This window comes from Nocardia callitridis (assembly GCF_039543305.1).
Lineage (GTDB): Bacteria > Actinomycetota > Actinomycetes > Mycobacteriales > Mycobacteriaceae > Nocardia > Nocardia callitridis.
Genome location: NZ_BAABJM010000002.1, coordinates 945956 through 963669, shown reverse-complemented (window position 1 = coordinate 963669; position 17714 = coordinate 945956). Strand labels below are relative to the sequence as shown.

General features: G+C 67.8%; 10 protein-coding genes. 5 read left to right on the top strand and 5 right to left on the bottom strand.

From position 1 onward, the window contains the following. Positions 1–17: 17 nt before the first annotated feature. The 3 genes from ABEA50_RS13170 (at position 18) to ABEA50_RS13160 (ending at position 3119) form a co-directional block, all read left to right on the top strand. Positions 18–1703 (top strand): fumarate hydratase, encoded by a 1686-nt coding sequence (locus ABEA50_RS13170; protein WP_345495601.1) that lies wholly within the window; start codon positions 18–20, stop codon positions 1701–1703. Positions 1704–1934: 231 nt separating this feature from the next. Continuing rightward, positions 1935–2402: a hypothetical protein gene (locus ABEA50_RS13165; protein ID WP_345495600.1), complete on the top strand. Its 468-nt coding sequence runs from the start codon at positions 1935–1937 to the stop codon at positions 2400–2402. Between the two features lie 174 nt (positions 2403–2576). Further along, a complete protein-coding gene (locus ABEA50_RS13160) occupies positions 2577–3119 on the top strand; it encodes a M15 family metallopeptidase (RefSeq protein ID WP_345495599.1) in 543 nt (180 codons plus the stop codon). A gap of 206 nt (positions 3120–3325) precedes the next feature. On the opposite strand, the gene ABEA50_RS13155 is transcribed toward ABEA50_RS13160, so the two are convergent. The 4 genes from ABEA50_RS13155 to ABEA50_RS13140 all read right to left on the bottom strand — a co-directional run bounded on the left by ABEA50_RS13155 (position 3326) and on the right by ABEA50_RS13140 (position 12213). Next, on the bottom strand, positions 3326–7672 hold the full coding sequence (locus tag ABEA50_RS13155) for a TIGR02680 family protein (RefSeq protein ID WP_345495598.1): 4347 nt from the start codon (positions 7670–7672) through the stop codon (positions 3326–3328). Beyond that, entirely contained in the window at positions 7672–9105 is a 1434-nt protein-coding gene (locus tag ABEA50_RS13150; protein WP_345495597.1) for a TIGR02678 family protein, read from the bottom strand. The genes ABEA50_RS13155 and ABEA50_RS13150 overlap by 1 nt, the downstream gene beginning before the upstream one ends. Further along, the gene (locus ABEA50_RS13145; RefSeq protein WP_425577647.1) at positions 9105–10736 is read right to left on the bottom strand and encodes a TIGR02677 family protein; all 1632 of its coding nucleotides are present in this window, start codon (positions 10734–10736) and stop codon (positions 9105–9107) included. The genes ABEA50_RS13150 and ABEA50_RS13145 overlap by 1 nt, the downstream gene beginning before the upstream one ends. A gap of 244 nt (positions 10737–10980) precedes the next feature. Then, a complete protein-coding gene (locus tag ABEA50_RS13140) occupies positions 10981–12213 on the bottom strand; it encodes a helix-turn-helix domain-containing protein (protein WP_345495595.1) in 1233 nt (410 codons plus the stop codon). Positions 12214–12452: 239 nt separating this feature from the next. Between ABEA50_RS13140 and ABEA50_RS13135 the strand changes: the two genes are divergently transcribed. After that, on the top strand, positions 12453–12821 hold the full coding sequence (locus tag ABEA50_RS13135) for a hypothetical protein (protein WP_345495594.1): 369 nt from the start codon (positions 12453–12455) through the stop codon (positions 12819–12821). 101 nt (positions 12822–12922) lie between these two features. Here the strand turns inward: ABEA50_RS13135 and ABEA50_RS13130 are convergent, their stop codons facing one another. Continuing rightward, complete coding sequence (locus ABEA50_RS13130; RefSeq protein WP_345495593.1) at positions 12923–13801, bottom strand: PAC2 family protein; 879 nt, start codon at positions 13799–13801, stop codon at positions 12923–12925. 171 nt (positions 13802–13972) lie between these two features. On the opposite strand from ABEA50_RS13130, the gene metH reads away from it, so the two are divergent. Next, a complete protein-coding gene (gene metH, locus ABEA50_RS13125) occupies positions 13973–17569 on the top strand; it encodes a methionine synthase (RefSeq protein ID WP_345495592.1) in 3597 nt (1198 codons plus the stop codon). The last annotated feature ends 145 nt before the right edge of the window (positions 17570–17714 follow it).

The window sequence follows — 17714 nt, the reverse complement described above, 5'->3', positions numbered from 1 at the left end:
GAAGGAGTGCGTTCCCCTTGACCGCGCCGGAGTTCCGTTATTCAGATCTGTTGCCGATCGGCGCCGATGACACTCCCTATCGGCTGCTCACCACCGAAGGCGTGCGCACCTTCGAGCACGAAGGACGCACCTTCCTTCAAGTCGATCCCGAGGCATTGCGTCTACTGACCGAGACAGCGATGCACGACATCAGCCACTACCTGCGCCCCGCGCACCTGACCCAGCTGCGCAAGATCATCGAAGACCCCGACTCCAGCGGCAACGACCGTTTCGTCGCGCTCGACCTGCTCAAGAACGTGAACATCTCCGCGGGCGGGGTGCTGCCGATGTGTCAGGACACCGGCACCGCGATCGTGATGGGCAAGAAGTCCGAAGGCGTGCTCACCGGCGCCGACGACGCCGAATGGATCAGCAAGGGCGTCTTCGACGCCTACACCCGGCTGAATCTGCGCTATTCCCAGCTGGCGCCGCTGACCGTGTGGGACGAGAAGAACACCGGAAGCAACCTGCCCGCGCAGATCGAGTTGTATTCCACGCCGGGCGATTCCGAGAATTCCGGGGCACCGGCCTACAAGTTCCTGTTCATGGCCAAGGGTGGCGGTTCGGCGAACAAGTCGTTCCTCTACCAGGAAACCAAGGCCGTACTGAACCCGACGCGGATGCTGGAGTTCCTGGACGAGAAGATCCGCTCGTTGGGCACCGCGGCCTGCCCGCCGTATCACCTGGCCATCGTGATCGGCGGCACCAGCGCCGAATTCGCGCTCAAGACCGCGAAATACGCCTCGGCGCACTACCTCGACTCGCTGCCCACCGAAGGCTCGATGTCCGCGCACGGTTTCCGTGACCTGGAGTTGGAACAGGAGGTCTTCGCCCTGACCCAGTCCTCCGGGATCGGCGCCCAGTTCGGCGGCAAATACTTCTGCCACGACGTGCGCGTGGTCCGCCTGCCCAGACACGGCGCGAGCTGCCCGGTGGCGATCGCGGTGTCGTGTTCGGCCGACCGGCAGGCGCTGGCGAAGATCACCGCCGAAGGCGTGTTCCTCGAACAGCTCGAACGTGAACCCGCGCAATACCTGCCGGAGCAGACCGAGGAGATCCTCGGCGGCGACGTCGTCGAGATCGACCTGAACCGCCCGATGGCGGAGATTCGCGCGGAATTGTCGAAATATCCGGTGAAGACCCGGCTCTCGTTGAGCGGGCCGCTGGTGGTCGCGCGCGATATCGCGCACGCCAAGATCAAGGAGCGCCTGGACGCGGGCGAGGCCATGCCGCAGTACCTGCGCGATATGGCCGTCTATTACGCCGGTCCGGCGAAGACGCCCGACGGGTACGCCTCGGGCTCGTTCGGACCGACCACCGCGGGCAGGATGGACTCCTACGTCGACGAATTCCAGGCTGCGGGCGGTTCGTTGGTCATGCTGGCCAAGGGCAACCGTTCGGCCAAGGTGACCAAGGCCTGCCACGAACACGGTGGCTTCTACCTCGGCTCGATCGGCGGACCCGCGGCCCGGCTCGCGCTGGACTGCATCAGGTCGGTCGAGGTCCTCGAATACGAGGAATTGGGCATGGAAGCGGTGTGGAAGATCGAGGTCGAGAACTTCCCCGCGTTCATCGTCGTCGACGATAAGGGCAACGATTTCTTCGCCGAAACCCAGAAGCCGATCGCGTTGCGGGTGCGCACCCGATCGAAGGAACGCGTCTGAGTCAGGCGTTCACGCTCGGCCGGTGCCGCTCCAGTCCGGCTGCTCTACCTGCGGATTCGTGATATCCGACCGATGAGTTTCGACGAGGATTCACCTACGGACAACGCATTGTCACCTCGATCACCGGCGACGCGAGGGTGTTCGGCAAGGCACGCTATCGATGTACGTCGTTGATTCCGGTACGTCGTCGGTGCGGTACAAGGCTGATCCGGTGCGAGGCTGAGGAGAGCAATGAGTGCGACCAAGGTAGTGCGAACGCTGCGACTGTCGGAGTCGGTGAGCCGCAGACTGACCGAGCGTGCGGCGCGGTCGGGGACCAGTTCCACCGCGCTGCTCGACCGGTTGATCCGGGAGGGCATCGAGCAACTCGAGCACCCGGGCATCATCTTCCGCGGACCGATGAACGACCGGCGCGCGACGCTGACGGCGGGCCCCGAGGTGTGGGAAGTCGTGGCGCGCGTGCAGGAATTGACTGGGACGCCTGAGCGCAGGGTGCAGGTGCTGAGCGCGCGCTCCGGGCTGCCGTCGGACAAGATCGAGGTCGCCATGGCGTATGCGCGCGAGCACGGGCTCGAGGTGATCGAGCGGATCGGACGCAATCACCGCGCGGCGGAGTGGATTCGCCGGGCCACCGATATTCAGGTCGGTCCCGACGACGCGGACCGCAACATCACCCTGCCACCCGCCGACGGCGCGTGAGACTCAGCCGCCCGTGGTCGCGCGGCCGGGAAAAGCGGTCGCTCGGCCCGCATTTCGGACGTTCCCCTCGGTAGTCGGCGGTGCGACATCGTGATCCACGACACGGGGATGGTGGGTGGACCACGGTGGGCGCCGGAGACCGAATCGTCGCCGGTGGTGATTAGTATCGCCGCTATGACGTGCCTTGGTGTTGGTCCGGTTCGGGGTGGTTCGCGACGGGTGGGCGGCTGGTCGGTGCTACTGCTGCCCGCGCTCGTCGGCGCTGCCCTCGGTGGGCTCGCGGCGCCGCAAGCGGCCGCGGCCCCCATACCGCTGCCCGTGCCGATCGGCACGGGGTCGTCCACGGGGACCGAAGGGCTGGACCCGCTGCTCGCATTCGCCTACACGATGGCCGAGGCGGACGCCGCCGCGGTCGGCGTGCCGCTGTCGATCACCTCCGGGTACCGCACCCGCGCGGAGCAACAGCAGCTGTGGGAGGAAGGGCTCGCCACCTACGGCAGCCCGGAGGCCGCGCGCCGCTGGGTGCTGCCGCCCGACGAATCGACGCACGTCACCGGACACGCGATCGACGTGGGCCCGCGCGAAGGCGCGCGCTGGCTGGAAGCCAACGGCAACCGGTGGGGACTCTGTCGGCGTTTCGACAATGAATGGTGGCATTTCGAGTTGGTCACCGCGCCCGGCGGCGGGTGCCCGCCGCTGCTGCCCGACGCCAGTTAGGCGGCTTCCAGCAGCCCGGGCCGCATTCGCGTGGGACACGAAGGCCTCCGGGTTGTGGTGAAGCGGTTCGAGACAACCTCCCTGGACAACACAAGCAGTCGGACCGGCGGGGCAACCCGAGGATTCCGAGCAACTCGCGCGTCGTGCGCTATGCCTGCGTATCCAAGAGCTGAGCCGGTGCCGACATCACCAAGCAACCCGCCGGCCTATTGCAGCGCCAGTCCGCCCTCGATCGTGTTCGGCACTCGCCGACGGTTGGGTGAACCGAGGGCGGCGGTGAGGTCGGTGCCGTCGTGTTCGGCGAGCAGCTCGCCGCTGTCCCACACCAACAGTGTCGCGCTGACGGTGTTTTCGGCCGCCGCGTGTGCCAGGTCGTAGTGCGCGCAGCCGGGGACGTGCGGGTAGGTGATCCACAGGTCGTAGCCGGTCATGAACAGGTCGAGGTCGAATTGCACGCTGAGGCCGAGCAATTCGCTGCGACCGTTGTCGTCCACGCCCGCGAACGCCTCGTCGAGCGCGAGCAGGCGCGGTGCCTGCGGGTCGGCCGAATCGAGCATCACGTGTGCCGCGGCGAACAGCGGCAGGTGCAGCGACACCGACTGCTCGCCGCCCGAGAGCGCGCTGTGGCGGGCGACGGTGAGCTTGTCCTCGGTGCCGTCGGCGGAGATCAGCGAGAACGAGAACACCCGCCAGGCGCGGTAATCCAGGGTGGCCGCGAGGATTTCGGGATAGGAGCGCTCGGGATGCGCGGCGCGCGCCGACCTGATCTCGGCCGCGAAATGCGCGCGGATCTGCGCGAGATCATCCGCGCTCAATGCCGAGGAGTCGCGATCGAGCAGCTTGCAGATCGCGCGTGCGCCGTCGGACAACTGATCGGCGAGCAACCAGTGCACGCCGATGGTATTGCCCGAAGACATCCTGCGCTGCTTCATCTCCGCGCTCATCCTGCCGATGAGATCGCGTGCGTCGGTGGTGCGTTCGTGAATCTGCTGGGCGAGCCCGGTCAACAGCGCGTCCTCGAGAATGCGGCGCTCCGCGTCGGTGAGCAGCAGCTCCTGGTCCTTGCGCGCCCCGTCGACGCGGGCGGCGAAATCCGCCAGCGGGGAAACGCCGTTGTCGTCGTGCACCTGCACCACGGTCAGCCCGTCGGCGGCATCCCAGTGCAGTCGGTAGTCGCGTCCCGCACCCGCCAGGGCCGCGTCGAACTCCTGCAGCGCCGCGGTCACCGCGCTGCGGGTCGACTTGCGTGCCGAATCGCTGGTGCGCACGGATTTCGTTGCGGCGGTGAGGCTGTCCAGCAATGCGAGGACCTCCGCCGGTAGCACCGACGGTTCGGCCTCGGGACCGGCCTGCGCGATCCGGTATTGCAGCTGCTCCTGGGTGGACCATGCGGCGTCGCTGCTGGGCCACCGACCGCCGGACGGCGCGCCGAGCAGGGTCAGCAGATCCGGGCGCGCGTAGGGTTGCAGCGCCCTGACGTCGGCGAGCACCTCGGTGAGTGCGGTGCCGAGCGATTCGTTGGCGGTGCGGTGGGCGGCTTCGGCGTCACCGACCGCCTCGATCGCGGCATTGGCGGCCTTACGGGCGGCCTTCTGCTCGGCCTTGGTGGCCTCGATGCGTTCCCTGGCCTCGGTGAGCTCGCGGTCGATGTCCTCGGTACTGGCGCCGAGTGCCTCGCGCAGGGTGTCGAGCTTTCGTGATTGCTCACGGTAGGCCGCCTCGGCGGCTTCGGCTTCGGCGGCGAACGCCTCGGCGAGATCCTGTGCCTCCGTGTAGCGGTCGGCGCCCTCGCGTTCGTGTTCGCGTTCGCGCTCATGATCGGTGCGCAGCCGCAGCAGGCCGGTGCCGGTGTTCTCGAAGTGCCTGATCGCGGCGGCAAGTGCGTCGATCTCGCCGCCGTCGCGGGGCGTGCGATGCGCGACGGCGGTGGCGCGCAGCTTCTTGTCCGCCGCCGTCGCGTCTGCCACCGCCTGATCCAGATCCCTGGTCGCCTGGTCGAGGGCCTGCGAGCGGGTGCGCATCATGCCCGCGGTCTCCGCGACCGCACGCAGGGCCGTACCGATGGCCTTCGGCCGAGGAAGAGCCTTGGTGGCGGTCGCGATTCGGGCGATCTGCGCCTCGGCGGCGGTTCGATCCGCGCGTGCGGTCGCGTGGTCGGCGTCGGCGGCTTCGAGCGCGGAATCGAGTTCGGCGATGCGCAGCTGCCTGCGGCGCGCGCGGGCTGTCGCGCCGATGAACTCGGCGTCGGCCTTGTGGTGGCGGCCCACCTGGACACCCTGCCGGAAGCCGCCGTCGGCATCGATCGCGACGACGGCTTCGGGGGTGGCTTCGGGGGTGTCGTCCAACGCGATCGAGGCGAGCAGGTCGGCGACGGTCTCGCCGCGCACCGGCGCTGACGTCGAATCGTCCTCGACGACAAGCACATCCGCGAGCGTGCGCCCCTCGGGTCGCTGCTGCGGCGGCAGCGGGGTGAGGTACCTGTCGTCACCGTCGCGCGGCGTTTCCCCCTCGGCACACACCCAGCCGTCGAGCAGGTCAGCGGCCTGCAATGCGGCCTCGAGACCGGCGGCCTCGGCCGGACTCACCGTCTCGGTGAAACGGACCAACCGCCACAGCGGAGCGCCCCGACGGTCCTGCGGTCGCGGCGGGTGGATCGTGGACGGCGGTGGCGCGTCGTCGTGCTCGGCCGAAATGCTCGCGCGCTCGGCGGCGAGTTCGGTGATTCGTGCCTGTGCCGCGTCCGCGCGGACCTGCGCCGCCCTGCGGCGGTCACGGATCGTCTCCAGCAGCGGCGCGGTGCGCTCGGCGAGCACCTCGGCGACGGTCGCGGCGTCCGAACCCGCCTCGGCCAGTGCGTGGTTCAGCGCCTCGAACAGGTGCACCCCGGATTCGTCGGTGCGGTGTCGGCCAGCGTTGAGCGCATCGGCGCTCGGTTCATCGGCGCTTGGTTCATCGGCGCTTGGTTCATCGGCGCGGCGAGCGCCCACGCTCGGCACGCCGGTGTCGGACTCGGCGGCGCGCTGTCTGTCGCTGCCGTTGCTCGATCGGCGCGCGGGGGAGAGCACGTCGCGGTGATCGTCCCACCAGTCGCGCAGTGCCGCTTCGGCTTCGGTACGCGCCAAGGTCACCGCGGCTTCCGCGTGCGCGACCTCGGCGGCGGTGGCGTCGCGCAGTTCGGTGGCGCGCTCGACCAGTCGTTCGGCCCTGGTTCGCTCGGCCGCGGCCGCCTCGACGCGATGCAGTACCGCGCGTACCGCGCGCACGTCGGCGTCGCGCTCCTCGGCGTGCCCCCGTACGGCGGCGGTGAGTTGATCGGCTCGGGTGGTGGTGGGAGGTGTGGTCCAGGTGATTCCGGCTTCGCTTGCGGCGGTGGTCAATTCGTCCTCGCCGCGGGCCAAGGCGGCCGCGGCGGTGGCAACCGAGGCGCGGGTCCGCTCGGCCTCCTGGGCGCGCTGGTCGAGGGTCTGGGTGGCCTTGAGCGCCTTGTCCGCGTGCACCCCCGACGAATTCTGCAGGCCGCGCACGGCATCGGCCAGATCATCGAGTTGCTGCTTGCCCTCGTAGGCGCTGGAGCGTTGCAGATTCTCCCGGTCGGCGATCGCCTCCTCATAGGCGAGATCGGCCTCCTCGGCGCGGTTCTCGGCGGCGGTGCGCTCGCTGTCCCTACGTTCGCGCAGCGCGGTGGCGGCGAACAGTGCGGTACTGGCCGCGGTCACCGCGTCGAGGCGTGTTCGCACCTGGTCGACATCCGTTTTCGCCTGCACCGCAAGGTATTTCCGATACACCTCGACGAACGACCTGGTCGCGGTGTCGGCGTGCACCAAACCTTCCAGGGTGCGCCCCACCTCCTCCATATCGCTGAAGGAACGCGCCGCGTCCAGGATCAGTTGCTCGTCGAGTGGGCGCAGACCGTCGGTGAGGGCCTGCGAGAGCCCGCGCGGATCGAGATTCTTCGCCAACTGTGGTCGACGCAGGGTCAGGATCAGATTGATCAGCTGGTCGTAGCGCTGTGTGCCGAGACCGAACATCCGCGCGTCGATCGCCGCGCGATATTCCACCGGACGGTCCACGATCGCGTCCGTGCCGATCTGCTCGGCGAGCTGCTTGCGGGTGAACGGCCGGTCATCCGGGCCGATCAGGGAGAAATCGACGCCGACTCGGCCGTCGGCGACGAAATACCAACGCGTCACCTTGTCCGAGGAACGGGTGGCGCGCATGCCGATCCCGACGGTCACCACTTCGGGATCGTCGCTGCGCCCGCGCGCGAACTCCATCCACACGTACGAATACGCCGAATCCTGTTTGCGGTACAACAGATTCGACTTCATCGTCCGCTCCTCACCGGCGAACGGGTTGAGCCTGCGCGGCTCGATCCGCCCGTCCAGAACGAACGGGAACAGCACCTCCAAGGCCTTGGTCTTGCCGGAACCGTTGGGGCCGCGCAGCACCAATCTGCCGTCGGCGAAGCAGAACTCCTGATCGCGGTAATCCCACAGGTTGACGATCCCGGCGCGGGTCGGCGTGAAACGCACTCCGCCGTGTATGAGCGACATCATCGGTTCCCTTCGCCTGCCGGGCTGGTCGGTGCGGTGTCCTCGGGCCGGTCGGTGTCGGCCGCGGTGACGAACAATTCGGCGGCACGCTTGGCGCGGACGGTAACCACCGCGCCGCGATACCTGGCCAACGCGGGGAGCACCAGCACACCGTCGTCGACCGCGCGGACCATCCGCAGCCGCTCCAACAACCCGAGCACCTCCGTGGTGAGCCCGGTGACGTCGGCCTGCCACTGTGCGGCGAAGGTGGTGCCGTACCGGTCGTGCAGCGCGCGCATGGTTTCGTGCACCCACGCCGCGTCGACGAGCGGAAAGCTCGGCGCCTCGCTTGCCTGGCGTGTCTCGATCGGCTCGTCGTCGGAATCCGGCTCCGCGAGCGCGGGATCCGCCGCGCGTAACTCCGCGAGGGGCGCGAATACGGTGGCTTCGGGGATCGCGGCGTCGAGCTGGTCGATCAGCGCCTGCGCGGGATCGGCGTCGTCGAAACGGTGCGGGAGTGGATGGTCGATGTCGAGCACGCGGTCGGCGATCTCCCCGGCCAACAGCAGCGCCACCTGTGCGAGCGTGCCGGTGCCAGGAAAACGCACGTCCGAGAGGCGACCCGAGGTGTCGATCAACGCCACGCCCTCGGCCCTGCGTTCGGCACGTAACCCGGTGAACAATTCGACCTCCGCGACCACACGGTCACGGCCGAGCGCGGGTCGCTGCTCGGGAGACAGGTCGGTCAGGTAGACGACCGGACGCTCGACCAGCGCCCTGCGTGCCGCGCGTTCGAGGTCGGCCGCGGCCGGGTGCGCGGTGGCAGCGGGGTCCTCGGTGAGCAGCCCGCGCACGCTGTGCAGGTGCTGCAAGGCGCGCGGCGGCCGAAACAGCGCGAACACCACCTGGCGGTCGATGTCGTAGAGCGCCTCGCCCGCCTCGGGGTCGCTCACCCAGCCGCCCGCGTCACCGTCGGCGAGGGTGAGCGCGCCGCGGTGGGCCAACCAGCCGACGGCGTCGACGAAGGCATCCCGATCCGCCGCGCGATCGGTCGAGAGATCGAGGCCGTCGACGCGCGCGGTGTCGGCGGCGACCTGGTCGGCCAGTTCCGACAGGGTGGTCTGCTCGCCCGCGCGGCCCAGCGCCGAAAGCACCAGCGCCAGATAGGCGTAGCGGCGACGATCGAAGACGCGGTCGGCGGGTGTGCGTGCCGGTTTGCCACCGTCGAGCCGGTCGAGCACCGGAAAAACGCGCGCGGTGGTCTCGGTGACTTCGAGTCGGTAGCCGAACAATTCGGCCAGGTCCTCGCGTAACTCGGTGGCCCACCGTCGGACCAGCGGCAGCGCGATCCGGTCAGGAAACGTGCGGGTGATCAGATGATTGGCGAGCACTACCCTGGCGGCGCGCTGGTAGTTGTCCAGTGCGAGTGCGCCGATCGTGCGACCGTGTGCCATCAGCGTCCTCCGGCCGCGCGGGAGCGGGCGGTGTCGGTGGGGCGAACATCCAACTTGCGATTGTTCAGATGCAGCAGGCCGTGCGCGGTGCGCACCACGGTGGAGCCCTCGTGCGGGGATACGGTGAGGGTGACGCCGCTGTCGGAGCCGGTATTGCTCGCGACCCGCCCGGTCACCGGCACCCACGCGGTGGAGGCGGCGTCGAGCAGCCGCAACAGCACCTCGGTTTCGCGTTCATCGAGCACCTTCTCGTGCACATCGCCGTCGGCGAGTGATCGCGCCGCCTGCGCACGCGCACGTTGCGCGGCCAGTTGGGCGTCCCGAAGCCGACGAATTCCGGAGTCGTTGCGGTGGATTCGCGCGGGGGCACCCGCCGCCGCGGGCCGACCGGTCTCGGCGAGCGTGCGCGAGATCTCCAATGGCGGTGCTTCCCACCAGGATCGGATAGTCGGGATGAGGTCGCTGTCGGGATGTTCCATCGCGACGTGCCTCGGCTTGCCGAGTCCGAACACGGCGTCGAACAGGGCGTGTGCGCTCTCGGTGGTCGGTGCCGCGGTGAACCATCCGGCGAGATGACGTAGCGCCGATTCGCGGCTGACACCGCCGCGCCGGGAGTCGGTGACCCGCCGCAGGAGCGAGAGCACCGCGGCGATCGCGCTCATCGTGGCCTCGCGCAGGCGCTCGGCTTCGGTCGTGGCGCCGGAGTTCCCCTGTGCCGATTCGACGGTCGTCGGCGGAACGAACCAATGCCGCAAACCGGCCCAGCGGGTCCGCCAATCCGCTTCACGCGCGGCGCGGTCGAGCAATACCCGCTCGTCGTACTCGGCGACGCGTGCGAGCAGCTCCTCGACGCCGGTCTCCTCGATCTCGGCGATCGCGTGCGCGAGCCTGGGTGTGAAGCGCGCCAGATCCAAGCTGAACTCGCGCATGTGCGAGAGCAACGCGTCTTTGTGCGCGAGAAACGACTCCGGGGTGATCTCGGTGGTACGCACCAGGTCTCCGAGGGAGAGATAGAAATGTGCTGCGCGCGCGGCCATCTCCGAGAGTGCGGCGTCGAGCCGACGCAGTGTGCGATAGCAGCGCGCACCATCACCCACGCGATTGGCTTCGGCCAAGGTGTGCAGGTCGGCCAACAATTCCGGCAGCACCAGCCGGGAAAGGGCCGCCTCGTCGAGCCGGGCGTCGAGCACGCCGGCCACCGCGCGGTAGGCCTGGAATCCGGCCTGCGAGAACTGGTAGGCGAAGTGGCGGTTGCGGTACTCGGCCAGGGTGGCCGCGCGCGTGCCGTCGTAGCTGCGTTCGAGTACACCCCAGGTGTGCAGCTGGTCGAGTAGTTGTCCGATCTCGGCGGTGCTCAGTCGCGAGACGAGGGTGCGGTCCGCGGCGACGCCGGAATCCGGCACGACGGTGTGGTGCGGCTCCCGGGTTCCGGAGCTCGGCGGGTCATCCCGCGACGGGGTGCTCGCGCCGTCGGTGTCGGCCGCGAGAATCCGACCGCTGCGGTCGAGCCAGTCGGCGACATCGTCGGCGTGCAGCAGCACGACATAGGCTGCTCGCGCGCTGTCGAAGGCGCGCAGTACCCACAGGTAGTCCGCGCGCCGGTCGGCGGTGGCGAAGGAGAACAGTCGCAGCCGATCGTCGGGCGAGACGTCGGCGCGCACGGAGCTCTCGGCGGAGTCGGTCACCGGGAACAGGGTAATAGCGGGCAGGTCGCTGCCTGCCCGCCGTGTGGGTCTTCGGCGCGCCCTCGCCTGCGCGAACGCGCGCCGCGGTCGGCGGCGGGCACACCGGGTGCGGGGGAATGCGCTGTGTCGCAGACCGATACGACGACGCCGTGCCGCCGCGCTTTCGACCGCACCCGCGTGCGCCGCTCGCTCATTCCGCCGAGACGGCGCGCAGCTGATCGAAATAGACGCGGGTGCGCGGGTCGCCGGGGAAGCGCTCGATCATCTCGCGCGCGGCCTCGCCCGCGATCCACATCAGCGAAGGCAGCGATTTGCGGCTACCCGCGAAGGCGCGCGTGCCTTCCTCGACCGCCAACTCCAGGTCCCGGTTACGTGCGGCGATCACCGACAGGGTGAGATGGGCCTCGGAGACGCGCATCGGATTGCGTGTGCTGCCGTCGGCGTTGGTGGAGTTGCGGATCACCTCGTTCGCGTAGGCCTCGGCCAACCGGTTCTCGCCCGCGACCCGGCAGCAATCCATGGCGTAGAAGTCGAACTTGCGTGCGTCGACGACGAAATGGTTGTCCAGGTCGGTGGGGTGCTCCAGCCGCTCCAGGATGTCGCGCCCCTCGTCGAGCGCGATCTCCACCTCGTGCGGATTGCCGAGGCGCGCCCACGCTTTGGCGCGCTGTGCCGCGAGTTGTACCCCGACACCGAGGTTTCGGCTGGCCTCCAACGGTTGGGCCACCGCGTCGATCGCGCCCCGGTAATTGCCCTGGGTGAGGGCGAACCAGGCCGCCATTTCCGCGCTCCAGGCCGAGATTTCGGTGTTCTCGGCCTCCTGGCCGAGCGAGAGTGCCGCGCGCCGGGTGGATTCGGCGGCGCTGCGCCTGCCGAGGTCGTAGTCGACGCAGCCGACCAGCAGCGCGACCCAGCCTGCGAGCACCAGGATTTCCCGGTGTTGGGCCAGGGTGAGGCGGCCGTCGAGCAACGAGGTGATCCTGCGCAACCACGCGGTGCCCTCGATGTGCAGATCGCGCGGGTCGGCGTAGGAGTACTCGCAGCACAGCCGCTGCGCGGTGATCCGCACCGCGTCGAGTGTGGCCGATGACACATCCGACATCCGTACTCGGCCAATGAATTCCAACGTGTCCATACCGGTTGCTGAGAGCAGTTCGTCGTCGCGATTGGGGCGAGCTTTGGGGAAGAAGGCGGCGGTGACGGTGTCGAAGGCGGCGGCGATGAGCGGAGCGTAGAAGTCGTCGGGTCGGGATTCGCCGGATTCCCAACGGCGCCAGTTACGTAGCAGTGTGTTGTCCGTGGGCAGGTTGTGTGACGATTTCGAGCGCATGACACGGACGGCGTCGGCCTGTGACCACCCCCTCGCGTCGCGTTCGGAACGCATCCTGACAGCCCAGACGGGTCGATCGTCTCCTGTGGTCACGCCGGTAGTATCACACCAGTTAACCCTTGGTGTCCTCGATAGGGCACAGTGATGTCACCTGGTTGACACCTTCATTCGCAATCGTGCGTTGTGCATCCTTGAAGTGGGTGCGGAAAGTTAGCTGACCCCATGTGTAAGGACGGGTGTACTTGCATCTGCTCTTGCATGTAGCGCAGTACCCCAGTACAACGGGGTGATCCACATATAGGAACAGCGAAGCCAATCCAACGGAGGTTCGGGTGGAAGCGTTGATCTATGGATACTTGCGTGACGATCTGGTCGATGACCACTGCGCGGAGTTGGAGGATGCGATGAGCACCCTCGCCCGGATGGAGGGGCTCTGTTTCGCCGCAACGTTCCATGAGTCGACTTCCGGTGACGGCACGGCATTCGCCGAGCTCACCAGGGAGCTCAGACGGGCCGACGCACATCACGTCGTTGTTCCCTCGCTCGATCATTTTGCCGGACAGACCATTCCGCGAGACATCTTGATCGCCAAACTCGTGCACGAGACCGCGGCACGGGTGTGGACGATCGAAGGATGGTTGGAATCCGGGCGTGTCGCAGAAGCCGTCGGTGTGGGGGAGCGTGCGGTCGCGGCGAGCTGAGCCGCACCTGTCCGACCGCCTCACCCCGACCGTGTTGCCCCGACCGCGTCGACACTCCCGCCGAGCGCGGCCCGATCATGAACCGGGCCGGCGCATTCGGCTCAGAAGCTCCCAGGACCCCTTCTGCGTAGGTACTTTTCGAATTCGGCCGCGATCGCGTCGCCGTCGATCTTGGCCATCGCCTCGTTCATGTCGACCGCGGCGTCGCCGCGCTCCTCCAGCGACCGGACGTAGTCGCTGATCTCCTCGTCGCTCACGGTCATCTCGTTGACCGTCTCTTCCCATTCCTCGGCCTGCTTGGGCAGCTCACCCAGCGGCACCTCGATGTCGAGCACGTCCTCCACGCGGTGGAGCAACGCGATGGTCGCCTTCGGATTCGGCGGCTGCGAGACGTAATGCGGCACCGCCGCCCAGAACGACACCGCGGGCACACCCGCGTTCACGCACTGATCCTGCAGGACCCCGGTGATCCCGGTCGGTCCCTCGTATCGGGTTTCTTCCAGGCCGAATCGTTCGGCGGATTCCTTGCTGTAGGCCGAACCGGTGACCGGCACCGGACGGGTGTGCGGGGTGTCGGCGAGCAGCGCGCCGAGGATGACGACGGTCTGTACCCCCAATTGCTCCACGAACTCCAACAGGTCGGTGCAGAAACTGCGCCACCGCATATTGGGTTCGATGCCACGCAGTAGCACGATGTCGCGCTCGCTACCCGGCGGTGAGCACACCGACAGGCTGGTGGACGGCCAGAGAATCTCCCTGGTCACACCGTCGACCTGGCGCACCGTGGGGCGGTTGACCTGGTAGTCGTAATATTCTTCGGAGTCGAGTTCGGCTAGCGGTTCGGCGTCCCAGATGAGTTCCAGATGCTCAACAGCACCACTGGCCGCGTCACCCGCGTCGTTCCAGCCTTCGAAGGCCGCGACCAGCACCGGAGCCCGGAGGGTGGGCAGCTCCTGATCGGGAGTTTCACTGGCGTTCACTCGGTAAGCCTAAGGCTTGCGCAGATTCGCCGCGTCCGTGACGCGGGGACCGGCCTCGGATTGCGCTGCCGTTGCGGGTCGGTCCGTCGCGGGGACGCCCGGTGTGGTGGGGCCCACGAGTGTCCGACGCAGTCGACCGCGATGACGGTAGGTGCCACTACTCTTGATCACATGTCTGCCGTCCTCCCCTCCCGATTCGACACCACGCTTCTGGACACCCTGAGTCGGCGCGTCGTCGTCGGCGACGGCGCGATGGGCACGATGTTGCAGGCGGCGCAGCTGTCCCTCGACGACTTCCGCGGCCTGGAGGGCTGCAACGAGATCCTCAACGACACCCGTCCCGATGTGCTGCGCACGATTCACCGGGCCTACTTCGAGGCGGGCGCCGACGCGGTGGAGACCAATACCTTCGGCTGTAACCTGCCCAACCTCGCCGACTACGACATCGCCGATCGGATTCGCGATCTGTCCGAGCGCGGGACCGCGCTGGCGCGGGAGGTCGCCGACGAGATGGGTCCCTCCTCGGACGGAACGGCGCGCTTCGTGCTCGGGTCGATGGGGCCGGGCACGAAGCTGCCGACATTGGGGCACGCGCCGTACGCGGCGCTGCGTGACGCGTACACCGAGGCGGCCTCCGGGATGCTCGACGGTGGCGCCGATGCGATCCTGATCGAGACCTCCCAGGACCTGCTGCAGGTGAAGGCGGCGGTGACCGGAAGCCAACGCGCGATGGCCGCGCTCGGCCGCCGGATTCCGATCATCACTCACGTCACGGTCGAAACCACGGGAACCATGCTGGTCGGCAGCGAGATCGGCGCCGCGCTGACGGCGCTGGAGCCGCTCGGCATCGACATGATCGGCTTGAACTGCGCGACCGGGCCCGCCGAGATGAGCGAACATCTGCGCCACCTGTCCCGGCACGCGCGGGTGCCCGTCTCGGTGATGCCGAACGCCGGACTGCCCGTGCTCGGCGCGAACGGCGCCGAGTATCCGCTCACACCCGAGGAATTGGCGGTCGCGCTGAGCGGATTCGTCTCCGAGTTCGGGTTGGCGCTGGTCGGTGGCTGCTGCGGCACTACACCCGAGCACATTCGTCAGGTGCGCGAGGCCGTGCGCGAGGTGGAGCCCACGCTGCCGCCGGTGGCGCAGCGCAGGTCTCCGGTCCCGGAACCCGCCGTATCCAGCATGTATTCGGCGGTGCCGTTCGAGCAGGACGCCTCGATCATGATGATCGGCGAGCGCACCAATGCCAACGGCTCCAAGGCATTCCGTGAGGCCATGCTGGCAGGGGACTGGCAGAAATGCCTGGATATCGCCAAGGACCAGACCCGAGACGGCGCGCACATGCTCGACCTGTGCGTCGATTACGTCGGACGCGACGGTGTCCTCGATATGCGGGAACTGGCGGGTCGGCTTGCCACGGCCTCCACGCTGCCGATCATGCTCGACTCCACCGAAACCCCTGTGCTGCTCGCGGGTCTGGAGCAACTCGGCGGTCGGTGCGCGGTGAACTCGGTGAACTACGAAGACGGCGACGGGCCCGATTCCCGGTTCCAGAAGACGATGGCGCTGGTCGCCGAGCACGGTGCGGCCGTGGTGGCGCTGACCATCGACGAGGAGGGTCAGGCACGCACCGCGGCGCACAAGGTGGCTATCGCCGAGCGGCTGATCACCGACATCACCACCAACTGGGGGGTGGACGAGAGCGCGATCATCATCGACACGCTCACCTTCACCCTCGGCACCGGCCAGGAGGAATCGCGCAAGGACGGCGTCGAAACCATCGAGGCCATCAGGGAACTCAAGCGCCGCCACCCGAACGTGCAGACCACGCTGGGCCTTTCGAATATTTCCTTCGGTTTGAACCCGGCGGCGCGGCAGGTGCTGAACTCGGTGTTCATGCACGAATGTGTCGAGGCCGGACTGGATTCGGCGATCGTGCACGCCTCGAAGATCCTGCCGATCGCGCGGATTCCCGAGGAGCAGCGCGAGACGGCACTGGATCTGGTGTACGACCGGCGCGGCGAGGACTACGACCCGCTGCAGAAGCTGATGTCGCTGTTCGAAGGGGTATCGGCGTCCTCGTCACGGGAATCGCGTGCCGAGGAGCTGGCGGCGCTGCCGTTGTTCGAACGACTGGAGCGGCGGATCGTCGACGGTGAGCGCAACGGCATCGAGGCCGATCTCGACGCCGCGATGAACGAGGTGCCGCCGCTGAAGATCATCAACGAGACGTTGCTCGCGGGGATGAAGACGGTCGGTGAGCTGTTCGGCTCCGGCCAGATGCAGTTGCCGTTCGTCCTGCAGTCGGCCGAGGTGATGAAATCCGCCGTGGCCCACCTCGAGCCGCACATGGAGGCCTCCGACGACTCGGGCAAGGGGCGCATCGTGTTGGCGACCGTCAAGGGGGATGTGCACGACATCGGTAAGAACCTCGTCGACATCATCCTGTCCAACAATGGCTACGAGGTGGTGAATCTCGGGATCAAACAGCCGATTTCGACCATTGTCGACGCCGCCGTCGACAAGAAGGCCGACGTGATCGGCATGTCGGGGCTGTTGGTGAAGTCGACGGTCGTGATGAAGGAGAACCTCCAGGAACTGAATTCCCGGGGGATCTCCGACCAGTACCCCGTGCTCCTCGGCGGTGCCGCGCTCACCCGCTCGTACGTGGAAAACGACCTCACCGACGTCTACACCGGTGACGTGCACTATGCGCGGGACGCCTTCGAGGGCCTGCGGTTGATGGACGACATCATGACGCGCAAGCGCGGCGGCGGTCCCGCCCCGGACAGCCCCGAAGCGATCGCCGAACGCAAGAAAACGGCCGAACGCAAGGCGCGTCACGAACGTTCGCTGCGTATCGCGGAGGAACGCAAGGCCGCCGAAACGCCGGTGGTGGTGCCGGAGCGCTCCGATGTCGCGGCCGACGTTCCGGTGCCGACGCCGCCGTTCTGGGGTGCGCGCGTGGTGAAGGGCATCGCGCTCAACGACTACGCCGGACTGTTGGACGAGCGCGCGCTGTTCCTGGGCCAGTGGGGATTACGCGGCGCGCGTGGCGGTGACGGGCCCTCCTACGAGGAACTGGTGGAGACCGAGGGTCGTCCTCGGCTGCGGTCTTGGCTGGAGCGCTTGTCCACCGAAGGCGTGCTGCAACACGCGGCCGTGGTCTACGGCTATTTCCCCGCGGTGTCCGAAGGCGACGACGTGGTGGTCCTGACCGAGCCGAATCCCGACGCGCCGCAACGGTATCGGTTCACCTTCCCGCGCCAGCAGCGCAGCAGGTTCCTGTGCATCGCCGACTTCATCCGTTCGCGCGAGGACGCGCGGCGCACCGGTCAGGTGGATGTGCTGCCGTTCCAGTTGGTGACCATGGGTGCCCCGATCGCCGACTTCGCCAACGAGTTGTTCGCCGCCGACAACTATCGCGACTATCTCGAGGTGCACGGGATCGGCGTGCAACTCACCGAGGCGCTCGCCGAATACTGGCATCGCCGCATCCGCGAAGAGTTGGTGGTGGAAGGACATTCGGTCGCCGACGACGACCCCAACGATGTCCTGGAGTACTTCAAGCTCGGGTACCGAGGCGCGCGTTACGCCTTCGGCTACGGCGCATGCCCCAACCTGGAGGACCGTGCCAAGTTGGTCGATCTGCTGGAGGCGCAACGGATCGGCGTCGAGCTGTCGGAGGAGCTACAACTGCATCCGGAACAGTCGACCGACGCGTTCGTGTTGCTGCATCCCGAGGCGAAGTACTTCAACGTCTGAGTTGTCGCTGCGCCGAAGCGGTCGCGCCCGGTGCGTCATCGAACCGGGCGGCATGATGTGACGGTGTTCACGTCGCGTGGGCGCGAAATCGCTTCGGCGCGAAGGGCCTCGACTACCTGGCCGTATGCCGTGATTTGCGGAAACG